We start from the raw sequence: 18057 nt of genomic DNA, 5'->3' as shown, positions 1-18057 counted from the left end.
GGCCCTCAGAGTATTCCTTTCATGTTCCCGATGACGCCCATCGCGGTTGCGCTTGCGCTAGTGATTTGTACGAGTGCCGTGGCCGCGCCCACGCCAGGTACCGTCACGCCCGCCAGTCTGATGACCCAGGCCCAGGGTTTGCCTGCCGGGTTCAGCGATCACTTCTTCGATGTGCCGTTGGCGGTACAGGTTGAACTGGACCAGCAACCCATGGGAGAGGCGCTGATTTCCCTGTCGCAGGACGAACATGTGACGTTGCTGGAGTTCACCGACACCGGCGACAGCAAAGTCCCGGCGGCCACCCGCGACATCTGGCAAGCGGTGCTGGCCAGTGGTGTTGCTCTTGGTGCGTGTACCCAGTCATGCCCACAGCAACTGGTGTCCACCCACTACAACCTTGAAAGCTCGCTGCTGTCGATCATCACCCAGAACGTCGAACATGGCGGTGACGCTCCGCGCTATCACGCACAGCCCGAAGGCGGCAGCCGAGGCTTGATTATCAACAACCAGCTCAACCTCAACGGCGGCGAGGATGAAGACCTGGGCGGGCGTTATGGTCTGCAGGCCAGTGCCAGCCTGGGCAACTGGACCCAGGTGTTCAATTTGCAACTGGCGCGCCAGAGTGGCGATGAAGAACAACTGCGCCACGCGATTCACGAGCTCTACACCCAACGTGAACTGGAAGGTCGCTTTTTGCGCCTGGGCCATTTCACGCCCAACTCCGATGGCCTGACCCGTCAGTTGCGCAGCTTTGGCGCCAGCCCCGATACGGCGCTGGGTGTCATGTACGGCAGCTCCGACAGTCTGGCGATCAACAACACCAAGGCCAGTGTCTATCCGATCTACGTCACCGCCAATCGCCAGGCCGCCGTGGAGATTTACCGCAACGGCCTGCTAGTCAACACCCAGGCGGTGGCGGCAGGCTTGCAGACCCTGGACACGCGACCGTTGCCCGGCGGCATCTACGAAGTCGAAGTGCGCCTGGTGGAAGATGGCCTGACCGTCAGCACCACCCAGGAGCTGGTCTACAAACCCAGCAACTGGCGCAACGCCGAAGACCGCTGGCGCTACAACGTGTTTGCCGGGCGCGAAACCAAGTTGTTCAGCAATTGGGACGAACAGTCGTCCGGCGCGGTTACTGCCGGCGCCTCGCTCAACTACCTGGTACACCCACGGGTGATCCTCGGCCTGTCGGCGCGCGAAGTGCGCGATCAACTGCAATACGGCGGCTCGGCAGACTGGACGGTGGCCAACAACACCAGCCTTTTTGCCAACCTCTATCAGACCCGCGAACACGGCACGGGCATGGACTTGCAGGGGCTCTATACCTTGGGGGCCACCACCCTGGTGTTCAGCCATAACCGCAGCTGGCTCGACACCCGTGACACCTATGAAACCCTGCCGGACGGCACGCGTCTGCGGCGCAATACCTTTGTCGGCCAGACCAGCAACTCGGCGCTCTCGGTCAACCAACGGGTCGACGCAACAAATTCCTGGAACCTGCGCCTGTCCCACAGCGAGGGCAACGTCGAAGGCACCGGGCTGGACCTGGGCTGGAGCCGGCGCGATACCTTGTGGGGCAGCGACGCCAACTGGCGGTTCTCGGTGTTTGATCGACCGGGCACTTCTGGCACCGGCGATCAGCGCAATCGTGGCGTGGACCTCTCCGTGAGCCTGGCCTTGGGCGGCGATGGCCGGCAGATTTCCGGCAGCATCGGTACCCGTACCGACCGCGACGGTGGCCGCGATAACAATGCTTCGGTCACCTACCGCCAGGACCTCACCGAGCACCTGCTGCAAAGCGTCTCGGCCACGGCGATCACCGACACCTACGGCGTCGGCCTGTCGGGCATGGCCAGCTTTGACAGCGATGTCGTCAGCGGTGATGGCTTCGTCCAGCGCAGCTCGTTCAACGGCAACCTCAGCGGTGGCCTGAACCTGCACAGCACCTTCGTTGCCGGTGGCGACCAGATGCTGATGACCAGCCAGTACCAGACCTATGGCGCGGGGATGATCGTCGACGTCGAGACCGACCTCGATGAGATCACCTTGCGTGCCGACGACTTCAGCGGTGGCGGCGCGATCCTGCGGCCCGGGCGCAACTTTGTGCCGGTGGCCGCCTACAAGAGCAGCACGGTGAACTTCGACTTTGAGGGTAACCACCCACCGGCGGCCAACATCCAGCCGGGGCGGACCACTTATCACCTGAACAAGGGCGGGGTGGACTACCGAAAAATCACCGTGATGAAGACCGTGTCAGTGCTCGGGCGCCTGCTCGATGCCCAGGGCCAGCCGCTCAGGGGCCATCACGTGATCAACCACGCCAGCCGTGGAGTCAGCGAAGTCGACGGGTTCTTCTCCATGGAAATGAGCGCCAGCTCACCGACCCTCGAAGTGCGCTACCGCAACCAGTTGCTCTGCCAGTTCCGCCTCGACCCGGCCACCTCCGCCAATGAAAACGACGTGTTGATGATCGGTGACCTGCGCTGCACGCCGGACACCCTGGCTGAAAACACATTCCAGACCGAGACCGCTGGTTAAGGACGTTTATGAAAAAGCAGTTTGAGAGAAATGTGTTTGGCCTGTTGTTGGCTGGCTTATTGGGCGCGGTGTTGGCTGAGCCTGCAAACGCTATTAGCCAAAACATCACCGCCGTCTTTAAACCTGACCCGGCAAATCCGACCAAGAACGAATTTGTTAACACCACACCAGTGACAGGCATTTGCCAAGGGCACATGCCTGCACGATGCAAGCAGATGGGGATTTTCACGATCCGCATTGATGACTCGTTTCGAGCGGACGCCATTGCGCCCATCGAGGCCTATCACGAAGACCCGCGCAAAGGCGCCATGTGGCAAGTGCCTTCGCAGTGGCGCGATGTTCCGGTGACCCATACGCGCACCGGTGAAGTCGAGACAGTGCAGGTACGGATAGCCGGAATTGGGCACCGTTGGGATATTCGGCCAAATACCAGCGCGTGGGCACGGCCAGGTGTTTCCTGGCAGGGACAGTGGCTGAACGCGCCCGCGCCTTGCCAGAGTACGGGGTTCCTTACCGGGCATTCGACGTTAGCGTTGTTCTTCTGGTTGGTGCCGGAAAATGCGGGTGTATGCAGTCGTTTTCCCGGAACCACCATCACCTTTTTTCAATATCGCACGCTCGAATTCGCCTATGCGCTCAGGACTCCCAACCCGCTGAGCATGTCATCGGGTGAGTACACGGGCAGCCTGACTTACACCATGGGGCCAGGACTGGACTTTGACTTTGGCGACGTAGTCATTCCAAACGACTCCCAGCTGACACTGAATTTTAATCTGTCGGTGGAACATGACCTCAAAGTCGATATCCCCCCGGGCGGCAACCGCATCGAGTTGCTCCCCGAGGGCGGCTGGCAAGCCTGGCTCAACCGTGGGCGTGCGCCGACCCGGCTGTACCGCGACCAGACCTTCCGCATCGCCGCCAGTTCGCGTTTCAAGATGCAGCTGGAGTGCTCGATCGTGATGGGCAACACCTGCGGCTTGCGTAACGCCAATGGCGATGAAGTGCCGTTGCAAATCGCCGTGACACTGCCCAGCGGCATCGATGGGCGTGGCAACCAGGCCGTGCAAAAACGCCCCTTGCGCCTGGACGGAGACGGCACCGATCTGTTCCAGCCGTTGTTCTACGTCAACGACCGTCCCGGCACCCTGCATTTTGAAGTCCTGCGGGACGACATGGCCGGCATGCTCAACCAGCCGGGCAGCACTTACTCGGGCGTGGTGACAGTGATCTGGGATTCCGAGATTTAGTCTCGCCGCACCACCGGCGGGCCGGGCCCGCCGCATTCAATCAATGAGGCGTAGTAAACATGAAACAAGCAGCGTTATGGATCGGGTTGAGCCTGATGTCCCTCACCGCCCAGGCCGGGCCGCTGATCAATGTGGGGGTGGTGTATGACTACCTCGAAGGCGATCGCAGCTCCTACCTCAAGCGTGTATTCAATGGCGGCACCAGCACCGCGTTCATCAAGGTCAATGTGCTGGAGATCGTCTACAACGCCGACGGCACCACCCGCGAAGTTCCGGTGGCTTCGATGACCGACGACAAGGGCGCCACTACCAGCCGCGACGGCCTGATGGCCAGCCCGTCACGGCTGATCGTCCCGGTAAACGGCCGCCAGGGCACGCGCCTGTTGTACATGGGCCCGCGTGACAAGGAGCGCTATTTCCGCCTGCGCTTTATCCCCGTGGTTCCGGAAAAAGACGACAACTTCGGCATCACCGATGAAGAGCGCGTCGACTACAAGGACCACCTCGCTGCCGGGATCAACGTGATGGCCGGCTACGGCACGGTGTTTTTCGTGCGCCCCAAAGACACGCGGTTTGATACCCAGATCAACGACACCACCGATCAATACCAACTGCGCAACGCCGGCAACAGCACCGTGGTGCTCGATGAGTTTCACGATTGCTCGGTGACCGACGCCACCGACTGCGTGCCTACCACCAAGCACCACATCCTGCCCGAGCGGCAATTGAAGTTCGAGAAAAAACCGGGCCGGCGCTACAGCTTCGTGCTGGTGGAAGGGCTGGATAAAAAACCGATGAAGGTCGAGAAAAGTAACGGGTGATGATGATGTTCAAGCAACTGACAAGACTCGGTGTACTGGCGGCTTGCATGCTGGCGGCTACCCACACCGCGGCAATCCAGGAGCGCCACTCATTCGATGTTTCGGTGACCATCCCGGTGCATGAGGCCTATGTACTGCCGTCCGAGCCGGACTGGATGGGCCAGGACCAACTATTGGCCTGGAACCTGGTGACCGAGCAACTGGGCAGGCTGCGCAAGAACTTCGACGTGAAAAACCTCAACGGCGGGGTCGCGGCCCGCCTGGGTGCCGAGCCGTACCTGTACAACGGGCGTAACCGCATCGACCTGCAGGTGCAATTCAACCGGGTAGCCCTGACCCTGGACCCGATAGAAGTGGTCAACGCCAACGACGCCCGCGCCGGCCGCCGCGCCGAACTGGACATCGCCGCGATAAAACCCGATGACGGATATCGCGGCGGCGAGTACTACGGCACAGTGCACCTGGTGTTCGACTTCCTGGCCCCCTGAACCGCACTCAAACCCCGCCCTGTGGCGAGCGGGCTTGCCCCGCGCTGGGTGGCGAAGCCGCCCCAAACCCTACTGGCGCGGTGTGCCAGAAATATCTACGGCGTCTGGAGTGGGGCTGCTGCGCAGCCCAGCGCGGGGCAAGCCCGCTCGCCACAAGAAGTCTGCGGGCCACAAAAGTCCTGTAGTACTCCCGCCGCCCGCTGCGAAGTTTCCAAAAAAACCTGACCGGCTGCCCCCCGTCCCTGTGGCGAGCGGGCTTGCCCCGCGCTGGGTGGCGAAGCCGCCCCAAACCCTGCTGGCGCGGTGTGCCAGAAATATCTACGGTGTTTGGAGTGGGGCTGCTGTGCAGCCCAGCGCGGGGCAAGCCCGCTCGCCACAAGAAGTCTGCGGGCCACAAAAGTCCTGTAGTGCTGCAGCCGTCCGCTGCGAAGCTTCCAAAAAAACTGACCGGCTGCCCCCGTCCCTGTGGCGAGCGGGCTTGCCCCGCGCTGGGTGGCGAAGCCGCCCCAAACCCTGCTGGCGCGGTGTGCCTGAAATATCTACGGTGGGTGGAGTGGGGCTGCTGCGCAGCCCAGCGCGGGGCAAGCCCGCTCGCCACAGGAAGCCCGCTCGCCACAAGAGGTCTGCAGGCCACGAGAAGCCCGGTTGCCACAACAGGCCGGCAGGCCAGGACAGGCGCCGATCGTCCGCTCAGTGCTAACTGAACTGGATTAAAGCCTGGCGGGTCAGGCGGCGGGCAAGTTCGTTGTAGTCATTTTGGATGCGCTCGTAAAAACCCAGCACGGTGCTGTCTGGCAATGGTTGTTCGGCAAGTACCACGTTGTGTGGGATAACCAGTTCGTCGGCCAGGGCCACCAGTTGTTCGCGCACGTGTGTCTTGGCCTCTGCCGTCAGTTGGCCTGCGGACCATTGTTGGTGCAGTTCCAGCAGGTCCTGCAGTTGGCTGCCGGCCTTTTCCCGCAGTTCGTCCTGGGTGTTGAAGGCTTGGAGATGGGCGTCGTGCAGGTAGTCGTTCCAGAACGGTTGCTCCAGTACCCCGTTGACCAGCCCGTCGCCTTGCTGCAACTGACGAATCGCACGCGCCGCTTTGTCGAGATGGGCCTGGGTCACCCTGGCGGTGTTGCGGTAGACCATGTGTTCGGACACCCACGGCAGGTTCAGGCGTGTCTTGAGCCCGGTCTGGTAGGCGAGGTAGACCTGCACGTCATCCACCTGGCCTTCACCGCTGCCAAAGGTTTGCCCCAGGCCGCCTTCGCTGACCGGGGTGACGCGGTGCAGGACTTCTTCGCGGGCCAGTCGGTTGACCTGGTCCAGGCGCCAGGATTGCCTGGCCAGGTTCACCAGGCGGCTCTCGCGTTGGAGCAGTGCCTGCGGGGAGTTATCCTTGAGAATGTGTTCGAGCATAGTCTCGACGCCCATGCGATTGAATACATGCGCGCCGGCATCCGCGCAATTGACCGGCGTCGCGGCCAGGCTGAACATCCGCTCGCGAAACTGCGGGTTCTCATCCATCGCAAACAGCAACTGCCAGACCCGTATGGCCAGGTCTTCCCGGCCTTCGCGAAACAATTGCGCATCTATCTCGGTCTGGAACTCCACCGGTGGGCGCAACAGCTTGAGAAGGTCGAAAACTCCCTGGGAGCCATGCTCTTTTTCAACGTCGTCCCAGACGTTGATGGCCACGTCGCGCTCGTCGCCGTCCAGGCCAGACAACCAATACTGCCGCTCACTCGCACCGCTGCGGGGCGCCGTGCGATAGGGGTCGAAACCAAACGCCCGGCGGTAGCTGACAAAACGGTTTTCATCCTCGGGTTCGAGCTTGCCACGGTCCAGCCAACTGCCGGCGACGATACGCGCGCCCACCGAGTCTTCGGCGAATTGCGGCACGCTGCTGACCTCTGTGTGGGTCAGGTCCAGTTCGGGGATCGCCAGTCGGGGGCTGTCCAGGCCGTCTGGCCATTGGGTGATACCGGTTCGGCGCAGGGCCAGTCGGCGCAGTTCGGGCATCAGGCTGATGTCCGGTGGCACTTTCAGCTGGTTGTGCCCCTCCAGGTTCAAGGAGCGCAACTGCCACAGCCGTTTGAGCACCTCGTAGTCATAGCGCACCCACCGGATCGGGTTATGGCCCAGGTTCAGCGCGCTCAGGTGCTTCAGGTCGGTCAGTTGAGGGGGCAGACCGGTCAGTTTGTTGTGGGACAGGTCCACCGTACGCACGCTGGGAAAGTTATGCAGAAAGCCCATTTCCTGGTCCAGCAGGCGCGTACCACTCAGGTTCAGGCGGGTGACATGGCTGAAGTCGGCCCGCAACGGTTCAATGTGGTGTATGTCGCGGCCCAGTACCAGCTCACTCAAGTCCAGCAAGGTGCCGCGAGCGCGGGGTTGCGTTGGCAACATGCTCTGGTAGGCGCCATCCTCCCAGCAGGTGCGCAGCTCCTTGAGGATCATCTTGCGCATCAACAGTTCGTTTTCCGCGAGCACGCTGCCTGCGGGGCCGAGGGTTCGGCGTTTGCGAATGTAGCGCAGGTCTTCGAGCAGCAACTGGTGGTCGGCTTGCAGCTTGCCCAGCAATTGCTTACCCGCGGGAGTGCCGAGAAAGGGCATGACCTGCGCGATCTCCTCCTCGTTGAGCAAGGGGCACAGTGTGCTCAGGGTTTCTCTGAGCGTCGGCGTTTGCGCCGGCCGGCGGCGAAACAAGCGGCGGAAGGCTTCGAAGCCGGGCTTTTGCAGCAGGCGTTGAGTGACGCCCTCGTCGGCCCGGCGTCGGCTGGGTGCTTCCAATACCGTACGGCGTGCGGCCAGGGGTTCAAGTTGCTCCTTGAGCCAGGCCCTGAATATCTCGCCCTGGCCTGCCCGGTAGCCGATGGCGTCAGCGGGGAGCACGCGCAACAGGGCTTCGTAGAAACTGTACTGCGCAACGTCCGGTGCACCGTGGATCTGGTAGCGTCCCTGGCTTTGGTACAACAGGATTTTCTGCGTGCCGGCGTCAGTCGGGCCGACCTGACAACGCAAGGGACCATCGGCCGATTGCCTATGGATGGCGATATTCAGGTCGCCCAGCGAGTCGCTGTTCAAGCGCACGATATTCAAGGCCATGCGCTCGGTATCCGGCGTCAGTAAGGCGTCGTCGTACAGGCCTTCGCTGGCGTGGCTGGCGCGTACTTCGTTGGCCAGTTCCCGGGCGAGGTTTTTCAGGCGCAGGGGGATGCGCTGCTCGCTGCTCATCACCTCCAGATCCTCGGGCGAGGTGCGCAGCAGCAACAGGCTCACCAGATCGCTGGGCAGGTGCGGGAATTGCTGTTGAATCAGTTGGCCGTGGGGCGTGTCGAGCACTTCGCGGGTGCTATAGAGGTGGTTGAAAATCGCGGTCTTCTGCGGCACCAGGCGCTCGGCCAGTTGCCCGCGCAAGGCCTCGACCTGCCCGGATTGCGTGGCGGGCACCGGCGAGGGCAGTAGCGCCTTGAGTTCTGCCTCGCTGAGAAACGCCACGACGTGCTCGGGCAACTTGCCGGCCCGGACATCGTGATGGCTGATTTTCAGGGTATTGGCCTGTGTGGCGTCGGTGGCTCCGTAGCGCATGGCATAGCCGCTCAAATCGTTATTGATAAACACATCGATGGCTTTGTCCGAGGGCCAGCCGGCCAGCTCGCTGATGGTTTGCACTGACCAATTGGTCGGCAGATCAGGCATGGCGCCGGTGCGCATCTGCTGCGGTGCCTGTTCGACTTGCCGGTGCAGGCGGCGGCGCTTGAGGCTGTCGGCCAGCAGGGGCGGCGGCGGTTCGCGGTGGGCGTACATCATGCGCAAGGCGCCGTCGTGGGTGCCGCTGGTTTCACAGGCCTGCTCCAGCTCTGCGGGCGTGAGGCCCTGCGCCAAGGGGCCCAGGCGGGTGCGCAAGGTCTCACGGTCCCAGGTATGCGGGTCTTCTGCCTCATGCAGCCAGGCGCCATGGTCGTTGTGGTCGAGTTTCGGTGCATAGGCGTGCGGCCGGCTCGGGTGCTTGATCCGGTACGTGTCGGTGGTGGGGTCGTGTTCGACCACATAGTGCCGGCCCTCCAGGCGCAGGATGGCGGTGTCGCCCTGGGCATGCAGGCCCAGGGCATCGGGCTGTGCGTCGCTGCGCAGTTGCAGGTCGTTGCGTGCGTAAGGCGTCAGGTCCGGGTTCCACAGGCGGGGTTGCCCGTCGACGTCGATCGGGTGCAAACCGTCGACAAACGACGAGCGCTTGAAGGCACTGCCAAGGCCTGCGCCGGCGGCGAAGGTGGCCAGTTGCACGACATCGGTGGCCACGCTGACAAGGTGGTCGGCGGCTTCGCGAAATTGCCCTTCACCCAGGTCTACCAGGCCTTCGATGGCATCGCTGCTCAGTTGATAGGCGGTATAGGCCAGCATCAACTCACCGAGGAACGGCACGAAGGGTGTGATGACCAGCAGGGCGATGTTGAAAATATCCGCGACGATTTTTGTCAGGTTGTCCCACCAGGCCCAGCGCTGGTGACTGTCAGCGTCGGTGGTGGCGACGGCAATCGTGCGCCCGTCATTGAGAATCTTGTTCAGGGCTTGCTGATAGAGGTGCTCCCACAGATCACCGTCGATACGCACCGCCGAAAACTGCAGGCGGGGATTGTCCAGCGGCGTTTCGCGCCATTGCGGGCGCGGGTCCAGGGGTGATGCTTCATGCCACTGCACCCGGCACAAACGCTGATCCAGCCCGGTAAAGAAATGCCCGCGCAGCCCATGGTCGACAAACTGGCTGAAGAACTGCTGGTAAGTCTGCTGCCCCCGTGAGGGGATCGGCGCGTTGGCTTGCAGTTTGCGCGTCAGGTCGCGCATGAAGGTCAGGCTGGAGTCGTATTCCTTGACCGGGCTTTCGGGATCATGGGGGATATAGACGATCAGTTTTGACACGCTGGATACCCGGTCCAGGTCTGCGGCAATCAGCAGGATCCCGGTCAGTGGCGCATCCAGAATGTGCAATTGGTAGAACTGCAACACCCCGCGTTCACCGCGCAATGCGCGCATCAACACCCCGTAGGCCGCCCGCCCCAGGTCTGGAACCTGTTGGTCATTGGTTTTCAGCGCCGCCAGTTGCGCGGCAGCTTTGAGGGCGGCTTTTTGACTGGCGATGATGCTGTGCTTGAGTGCGGCGCGGGCGGCGGGATCGCTGGGCAGCAGGTGGTCTTGCAAATGCTGCTGATAGCGGGTGCCAAGGTCCAGTTCTCGGCACAGCGCCTTGAACTGCTGGATGGACATTTTGGGGTGCAGGGGTTTGAGGGTGAAGTGGCCCCGGTAGTCGGGTTGAGAGATGTAGCAGGAGTCGTCTTCAAAGGTTTCGCTCGCGGCAAAGTTATGCAGCGCCGCATCCAGCAGTGACACTTTGCGGCTGGTCACGCCAGGGACAATAGTGAGTGCGTACCAGGGTAATTTTTTGGGGATATACAGGTTGAGGAACGTACTTTTGACGTCGACGTTCAGGCGGTATTTGTCGTAGATAGCCTGTTTCAACAACGGCTCGGCAAACGCATACACGTCTTGCACTTCGCGCAGTTGGCGATCCACCGCGTTTTGCGCGCGCCAGCCTTCGGCATTGGTGCGCTGCAGCACTTGGTGTTGGCTGGGCGAGGCGCTGGCGTACCAGGCCGGTCGGGACAGTTCGGCGCTGCCCAATGGGCTGACCCTGGCCAGGGTGGCGGTGGTAAGCCAGTCGGGGATGAGCTGTGTTAGCCGTTCATAGTGGGGCCCTTTATAGAGTGTCGTAGGCGATTGGGCAGGAGTGGGCAGTTCGGGCATGCAGTAACGCTCGCTAGATGGTTTTAAGCATTAGCGTATCTGCTGAAGTTCAGAACAAAAGTTCAAAATCCTGGGGATGATTCGCGGTTCAAGTGCGGCAAAAGTTCATTATTCAAATGCATGACTGAGATAACTAACACCCGGTTGCGGAGCTTGCGTGTATTCAACCGAAGTGGATGCCGGGGCCTGGCACAACGTGTGTGCGCCCGGTTGCAGGTAAGGGCTGAGGATCGGTGCCATCCCCTTGAGCACCTGGACCGGTAGCGCAGAGGTGAAGGTGAAGTTTTGCGCTGAACTGCCGGGGACAAAGGCCGTCAGCGTGCCGAAGTGCTGGTCGCCGATATAGAACACGAAAGTCGCAGTACGGTTGATCGACTTGGAACTGAGAATACGGCCGCCGGCGCCCACGGCCTCGATGCGGTTGTCGCCGGTGCCGGTCTTGCCACCCATGGTCAGGGGCGTGCCATCGGCGAGTTTGAAACTACCCGCCACGCGTTTGGCTGTGCCGGCGTCCACCACTTGCGACAGCGCGGCGCGCAGGGCCGTGGCCACCGCACTGGGCATCACCCGTTTGCCGCGGTCCGGGTCGTTGACCACGCGGGTGTCGTAGGGCGTGGCGGCGGCAAAGTGCAGGCTGTCGATGCGCAGCGGCGGCTGGCGCACGCCATCGTTGAGGATGGTGCCCACCAACTCCGCCAGCGCTGCCGGACGGTCCCCCGAACTGCCGATGGCGGTGGCCAGGGACGGCACCAGGTGGTCGAAGGGGTAGCCGACCTGCTGCCAGCGCTGGTGAATGTCCAGGAACGCTTCAATCTCCAGCATGGTGCGGATCCGACTGTCGCGGGCGCTCTTGTGCCGGCTCTTGAACAGCCAGCTGTAGACTTCCTGGCGCTCATGTTCGCTGGCGGCGACGGCCTGGGAGAACGTCGCGTCGGGGTGGTTGAGCAGGTAGCCCAACAGCCATAGGTCCAGCGGGTGGACCTTGGCGATATAGCCCTGGTCGGGCAGGTCATAGGCCCCGGGGCCGTAGTTGATATAGAGCGTGTCGAGGCGCGCATCGGTGAGTTTTTCGGCGCTTTTGGTCGCCGGCAGGTGGGCCCGGACGAAGCTGTTGAAACTCTGCTGACTGGCCTGCGGCAACAGGTAGCGATGCACGGCGGCCAGGCGCATGGCGGTGGGGTGCATGCTGTCGAGAAAGGTGTCGAGACGGGCCTGGGTGTCCTTGTTGCGGTACTTTTTCCAGAAGCGCAGCAGGAACGTGGTGCCCTCGCGGTCGGCAAAACGAGCCAGGTATTCCTGACGACGCGGGTCGCTGTCGTCCTTGAGCAACTCGGCGCTGTTGTTGGGCCCCTGATAAGTGCTGTAGCGCACCAGGTCACGCATCAGGCGGATGAACGGCAGGTTGATCGACTCGCGCAGGGCATCGCGCAGGGTCGGGTTGCGGCCGTTGTCTTCATTGCGAAAGTTATGGAAGCGATGCAAGCCGCCCCCAGTAAAAAAAGCTTCGCCGGGGCTGGCCGAGTATTGCCGGTCGAGGGCCGTATCGAGCATGTTCGCCAGGCTGTGGTCGTTGTGCTGTATCAGGTAATCCACGGCCCAGCGAGTCAGGCGATCCTGGTCGTTGACCTCGACTTTTTTCAGCGCGGCGGGCGCCTGGCCGGCATAGCGCTCATGCAATTCGCTGATCATCTGCAGGTAGGTGGTCAGCACCCGCAGCTTGGCGGTAGAGCCCAGTTCCAGCTTGCTGCCCTCGTTGATATCGAAGGGTTGGTCGGTGCTGTCGGTCTGCACCCGCACTCGCGCGCCGTCGGCGGTCATCTCGTAGAGGTTGAAGCTATAGCGCACCTGAGCGGTGCTGGTGGGCGTCAACAAGCGCGGGCCGAGCAGCCCCAATTGCGCGGCAAACGCCGGGTCTGCCAGGCGCTTGAGGTAGTCGGTGGCCTGGGTTTGCAGCTCGCTTTGCAGGGTGCTGGTGGCGGCCAGGTCCAGCCGATCCAGATCGTACAGCGGACGGTTGAGCAGGGCGGCCAGGCGGCTGCGCACCACGCTGATACCTTTGTTGGTTTCGATGGGTTGGATTGTCGGCTGTTGCTGCCAGTCGCGGTAAGTCACCTTGCTCGCCAGGGCGGCGTTGATCAGTGTCGGTTCGATCTCGCCACTTTGCCCCAGCAGGCGCAGGTGACTGTCGGTAAGGCTGGCCAGCTCATCGCGGCCCTTGGACAGGTAATGGGACGGGCGGCGCTGGGCGATCATCAGCGACAACACCTCGCGCAGGGCCAGGCCTTTTTGTGCCAGGTTTTTTGCATCGTTGCCTGCCAGCAGGGCGTTGGTCTGGTTGAAGTCGGCGCCGTACCAGACCCGCAGGCCTTCGGCGATGCCATGCACTTCACCATGCCCGGGAACGGCGGACAGCGGCACGCTGTTGAGGTAATCGCGCACGATATTTTGCCGCGCGGCCAGGGTTTGCGGACCGCCCTGGTAGGTGCGCACGCTGGCGGAAATCATCTGGCGGATCTTCTCGCCGCCGGAGAGGGTCAGCCCATCGGGGGAGTGACGATACTTTTCCAATTGCGTGGCCAGGGTACTGCCACCTGCGGTCTGGCCGGGAAGGTGCAGCAGCTTGGCCAACTGCGACCACGCGGCCTTGGCAAAACGCGGCCAGTCCACGGCGGGGTTGGCCTGGGGTTGGGCGGGGTCCAGCAGGTCGCGGTTTTCAATAAACAGAAGACTGCTGACGATCACCGGGGGAATGGCGCTGAAGCTTGGATAGAACTGTTGTGGATAGTTGAACTGGTACAGCGGTTGCGCACGGCAGTCGCTGATCGACAAGCCGGCCTGAATCTTTTCGGCATAGGGTACGAACAGGCCATGGCGGGTGTAGTCCAGCAAGTCCTGGGAAAAGTGGGCCTGGCTCTGAATCAGGTAATTGCGCTGCCGCAGGCGCGGCAGGAAATCACCCAGTGCGCTGTAGCCCAGGCGTTTGTCGAAGGGGCCGTCTCCTGGGTACACGATGGCGTCGCTGGGCCCCGGTTGCACGGTGTACACCAGCGTGGCCGCGACACGGCTGAACTCCCGGGCCTGCCATTTGGAACTGCGCACCTCCCGCGAGGCGGCATACGCCAGAGCGACCAGCCCCACCACCAGCAAAAGCCAGAACCAGCGCCATCCGCGCCTGCGTCTATGGGGAATTTGTGGCAATGACTGATCGTCCGGACTGTCGGTGGGTTGCGCAGCGGTGGTCGAACCGGTTTGCCATAACGCGCCCATAGTCGATTGATCCATTCACGCAGATTGATCGGACTTGCCTGAAGCTTAGACGCTGGTTGGCGGGTAGGCAGAATTTGTATGTGGTCGTGGAGGGCGCCGCCCCAAAGCCTGCTTGCGCGGTGTGCCTGGGGTAACTGGGGTGGGGTTGTTGGGGCTGCTGTGCAGCCCAGCGCGGGGCAAGCCCGCTCGCCACAACAAGCCCGCTCGCCACAACGAGCCTGCTTGCCACAACGGGCGCTCTGGCCGCAGTCGGGGGGCTGGCGCGGTAAATGTGGAGAGGGGGCTTGTCCCCCGTTGGGGGGCGAAGCCGCCCCAAAGCCTGCTTGCGCGGTGTGTCTGGGGTAGCTGGGGTGGGTTTGTTGGGGCTGCTGCGCAGCCCAGCGCGGGCAAGCCCGCTCGCCACGACAAGCCCGGTTGCCATGACGAGCCCAGTTGCCACAACGGGCGCTCTGGCCGCAGTCGGGGGGCTGGTGCGGTAAATGTGGAGAGGGGGCTTGCCCCCCGTTGGGTGGCGAAGCCGCCCCGAAGCCTGCTTGCGAGGTGTGCCTGGAGAAACTGGGGTGGGTTTGTTGGGGCTGCTGCGCAGCCCAGCGCGGGGCAACCCCGCTCGCCACGACGAGCCTGCTTGCCACGACGGGCGCTCTGGCCGCAGTCGGGGGGCTGGCGCGGTAAATGTGGAGAGGGGGCTTGTCCCCCGTTGGGTGGCGAAGCCGCCCCAAAGCCTGCTTGCGCGGTGTGTCTGGGGTAGCTGGGGTGGGTTTGTTGGGGCTGCTGCGCAGCCCAGCGCGGGCAAGCCCGCTCGCCACAACAAGCCCGGTTGCCATGACGGGCGCTCTGGCCGCAGTCGGGGGGCTGGCGCGGTAAATGTGGAGAGGGGGCTTGCCCCCCGTTGGGTGGCGAAGCCGCCCCAAAGCCTGCTTGCTCGGTGTGTCTGGGGTAACTGGGGTGCTGGTGTTGGGGCTGCTGCGCAGCCCAGCGCGGGGCAAGCCCGCTCGCCACAACAAGCCCGGTTGCCATGACGGGCCCGGTTGCCACAGTAAGTGGGCTAAAGCCAGGTGGCGTCCCAGAGGGGGTAGTCACCGATGTGGTCGACCAAGCCGGCACGCAGGGGGTTGGCGACGATGTAGCGGGCAATTCGGCGAATGTCTTCTTCGGCGCGGACTGCGCGGTCATGGTAGCCACTTTGCCAGAAGCGTTCCCTGATGCCCCGTGCGCGGTTGATGGTCAATGTGCTGCGGGACTTGGTCCTGCCGATGACCTGGGACAAGGGGGCGTCGCCTAGCTCAAATAACCAATGCAGGTGATCCGGCATGATGACCCATGCCAGCGAGTTGACCAGGCCCAGGTCATGGGTGTGCTTGAGTTCTGCAACCAATAACCTACCCAGGCGCAAGTTGCTGAATAGTGGATAGCGTTGGTGGACCACGGTGGTGATGAGATAGGCCCGTCCTGGCTCGCAATAGCGGCCCAGGCGTAACAAATGGGAGTTGGGTTTCTGGGGCAATCCTTTGCTCCTTGAGGTATGGGTGGAAGGTTTATTGACCCTAGTACTTGGTGTTGGAACGAGATCCTGAAATCGGTGTGCGGATGTATCTGTGATGGGGTGTTTGCCCTATGGCCGGAGCGCTGTAGCGGGGGGGGCGACGCCAGAACCTTATTGCTCGGTGTGTCTGGGGTAACTGGGGTGGGTTTGTTGGGGCTGCTGCGCAGCCCAGCGCGGGGCAAGCCCGCTCGCCACAACAAGCCCGGTTGCCATGACGGGCGCTCTGGCCGCAGTCGGGGGGCTGGCGCGGTAAATGTGGAGAGGGGGCTTGTCCCCCGTTGGGTGGCGAAGCCGCCCCAAAGCCTGCTTGCTCGGTGTGTCTGGGGTAACTGGGGTGGGTTTGTTGGGGCTGCTGCGCAGCCCAGCGCGGGGCAAGCCCGCTCGCCACAACAAGCCCGCTTGCTATGACGGGCGCTCTGGCCGCAGTCGGGGGGCTGGCGCGGTAAATGTGGAGAGGGGGCTTGTCCCCCGTTGGGTGGCGAAGCCGCCCCAAAACTTGCTTGCTCAATGCCCCTGAAGTCACTGGGCTGATAGCCCGTTCGCCATGATGGGTGCTGGCCTGGAATAGCTGGTTTAGAGCCTTTAAGGCAGGTATATCCGCCGAAGGTAGGGGCATGACGGCGCACCCGCCCTGTGCAATACTCGCCGGCGTTTATTGAAGGCGATTCCTACAGGTCTCAGGGAATGCTCCTCTGTCGAGCCGGGGTTTTCCGGGACTTATCGCTGAACTTTGCTGCTTATTGAGTGAAAAGCCCTACTTGCGGCTTTTTATACTGCACCGCCGCCAAGCTGGCCGGTTTAACCGGGTCAGACGGGCTTGTCCAAAAGGCGAGCCTGGTACGACATCCTTATGGCGACCCGCCGTGAGGATGGACACTGGGTGGTTCCTATCCAATAACAAGATGAGGTTGTACCCCTATGCCCGTTGGCAATCACCTGCCCCACGGCGAGACCGCTTCCGGCGGCCCGCTCAAACGTGAACTGGGCGAACGGCATATTCGCCTGATGGCGCTTGGCGCCTGTATCGGTGTCGGTCTGTTCCTGGGTTCGGCCAAGGCCATTGAAATGGCCGGCCCGGCAATCATGCTGTCGTACATCATCGGCGGCCTGGCGATCCTGGTGATCATGCGTGCCCTCGGCGAAATGGCGGTGCATAACCCCGTCGCCGGTTCGTTCAGCCGTTATGCCCAGGATTACCTCGGCCCGTTGGCGGGCTTTCTCACTGGCTGGAACTATTGGTTCCTGTGGCTGGTGACCTGTGTGGCCGAAATCACCGCCGTCGCCGTGTACATGGGCGTCTGGTTCCCCGATACGCCCCGCTGGATCTGGGCCCTGGCGGCCCTGGTGAGCATGGGCACGATCAACCTGATCGCCGTGAAGGCGTTCGGTGAGTTCGAGTTCTGGTTCGCCCTGATCAAGATCGTCACCATCATCGCCATGGTCATCGGCGGCGTCGGTATCATCGCCTTTGGCTTCGGCAACGACGGTGTGGCGCTGGGCATTTCCAACCTGTGGGCCCACGGCGGCTTCCTGCCCAATGGTGTGCAGGGCGTGTTGATGTCGTTGCAGATGGTGATGTTCGCCTACCTCGGCGTGGAGATGATCGGCCTGACCGCCGGCGAAGCGAAGAACCCGCAGAAGACTATCCCGAACGCCATCGGCTCGGTGTTCTGGCGGATTCTGCTGTTCTACGTCGGTGCGTTGTTCGTGATTCTGTCGATCTACCCGTGGAACGAAATCGGCACCCAGGGCAGCCCGTTTGTCATGACCTTTGAGCGTCTGGGCATCAAGACGGCGGCCGGTATCATCAACTTCGTGGTGATTACCGCGGCGCTGTCGTCCTGCAACGGTGGGATCTTCAGCACCGGGCGCATGCTCTACAGCCTGGCGCAGAACGGCCAGGCCCCAGCGACATTCGGCACCACCTCCAGCAACGGCGTACCGCGTCGTGCGCTGCTGCTGTCGATCTTCGCCTTGCTGCTGGGCGTACTGCTCAACTACCTGGTGCCTGAAAAAGTGTTCGTGTGGGTGACGTCCATCGCCACCTTCGGCGCAATCTGGACGTGGGTGATGATCCTCCTGGCGCAGCTCAAGTTCCGTAAGAGCCTGAGCCCCGCCGAGAACAAGGCGTTGAAGTACCGCATGTGGTTGTACCCGGTCAGTTCGTACCTGGCGCTGGCCTTCCTGGTGTTAGTGGTGGGCCTGATGGCGTACTTCCCCGATACCCGCATCGCGTTGTATGTCGGCCCGGCCTTCCTGGTGTTGCTGACCGTGTTGTTCTACACGTTCAAACTGCAACCGACCCAAGTCAGCGGCTCGCCCCGCTCGGCTTGATGGAACATGCCCCGGCCCATAAAGCCGGG

8 protein-coding genes are annotated in these 18057 nt (G+C 62.5%); 5 read left to right on the top strand and 3 right to left on the bottom strand.

The genetic code is table 11. From position 1 onward, the window contains the following. Positions 1-21: 21 nt before the first annotated feature. From C5F71_RS06735 to C5F71_RS06720, 4 genes are read left to right on the top strand one after another with little or no spacing between them, the layout of a single operon-like run. A complete protein-coding gene (locus C5F71_RS06735; protein ID WP_104910851.1) occupies positions 22-2541 on the top strand; it encodes a TcfC E-set like domain-containing protein in 2520 nt (839 codons plus the stop codon). A gap of 8 nt (positions 2542-2549) precedes the next feature. Beyond that, positions 2550-3788 carry a hypothetical protein gene (locus C5F71_RS06730; RefSeq protein WP_240160325.1) on the top strand — a complete coding sequence of 413 codons (1239 nt, stop codon included), beginning with the start codon at positions 2550-2552 and terminating at the stop codon, positions 3786-3788. Between the two features lie 59 nt (positions 3789-3847). Beyond that, positions 3848-4609 (top strand): pilus assembly protein, encoded by a 762-nt coding sequence (locus tag C5F71_RS06725; protein ID WP_092238043.1) that lies wholly within the window; start codon positions 3848-3850, stop codon positions 4607-4609. Positions 4610-4614: 5 nt separating this feature from the next. Continuing rightward, a complete protein-coding gene (locus C5F71_RS06720; RefSeq protein ID WP_092238445.1) occupies positions 4615-5097 on the top strand; it encodes a CS1 type fimbrial major subunit in 483 nt (160 codons plus the stop codon). A gap of 696 nt (positions 5098-5793) precedes the next feature. On the opposite strand, the gene C5F71_RS06715 is transcribed toward C5F71_RS06720, so the two are convergent. From C5F71_RS06715 to C5F71_RS06705, 3 genes are all read right to left on the bottom strand, one after another. Beyond that, positions 5794-10884, bottom strand: coding sequence for an NEL-type E3 ubiquitin ligase domain-containing protein (locus C5F71_RS06715; protein ID WP_104910850.1), 5091 nt, complete (start codon positions 10882-10884; stop codon positions 5794-5796). A gap of 108 nt (positions 10885-10992) precedes the next feature. Next, entirely contained in the window at positions 10993-14151 is a 3159-nt protein-coding gene (locus C5F71_RS06710; RefSeq protein WP_104910849.1) for a transglycosylase domain-containing protein, read from the bottom strand. Between the two features lie 1045 nt (positions 14152-15196). Continuing rightward, complete coding sequence (locus C5F71_RS06705; protein WP_070994769.1) at positions 15197-15655, bottom strand: transposase; 459 nt, start codon at positions 15653-15655, stop codon at positions 15197-15199. A 957-nt stretch (positions 15656-16612) separates the two neighbouring features. Here C5F71_RS06705 and C5F71_RS06700 point away from each other — a divergent pair. Then, positions 16613-18028 (top strand): amino acid permease, encoded by a 1416-nt coding sequence (locus tag C5F71_RS06700; RefSeq protein WP_092238031.1) that lies wholly within the window; start codon positions 16613-16615, stop codon positions 18026-18028. Positions 18029-18057: the final 29 nt, after the last annotated feature.

The organism is Pseudomonas sp. LG1D9, assembly GCF_002949995.1.
Classification (GTDB): Bacteria; Pseudomonadota; Gammaproteobacteria; order Pseudomonadales; family Pseudomonadaceae; genus Aquipseudomonas; species Aquipseudomonas proteolytica.
This window is presented reverse-complemented; position numbering and strand designations above follow the sequence as displayed.

Bases quoted from the DNA above. Each gene is read 5' to 3' on its own strand.
- C5F71_RS06735 (WP_104910851.1), top strand. From the start codon at position 22: ATGTTCCCGATGACGCCCATCGCGGTTGCGCTTGCGCTAGTGATTTGT.
- C5F71_RS06730 (WP_240160325.1), top strand. From the start codon at position 2,550: ATGAAAAAGCAGTTTGAGAGAAATGTGTTTGGCCTGTTGTTGGCTGGC.
- C5F71_RS06725 (WP_092238043.1), top strand. From the start codon at position 3,848: ATGAAACAAGCAGCGTTATGGATCGGGTTGAGCCTGATGTCCCTCACC.
- C5F71_RS06720 (WP_092238445.1), top strand. From the start codon at position 4,615: ATGTTCAAGCAACTGACAAGACTCGGTGTACTGGCGGCTTGCATGCTG.
- C5F71_RS06715 (WP_104910850.1), bottom strand. From the start codon at position 10,884: ATGCCCGAACTGCCCACTCCTGCCCAATCGCCTACGACACTCTATAAA.
- C5F71_RS06710 (WP_104910849.1), bottom strand. From the start codon at position 14,151: ATGGGCGCGTTATGGCAAACCGGTTCGACCACCGCTGCGCAACCCACC.
- C5F71_RS06700 (WP_092238031.1), top strand. From the start codon at position 16,613: ATGCCCGTTGGCAATCACCTGCCCCACGGCGAGACCGCTTCCGGCGGC.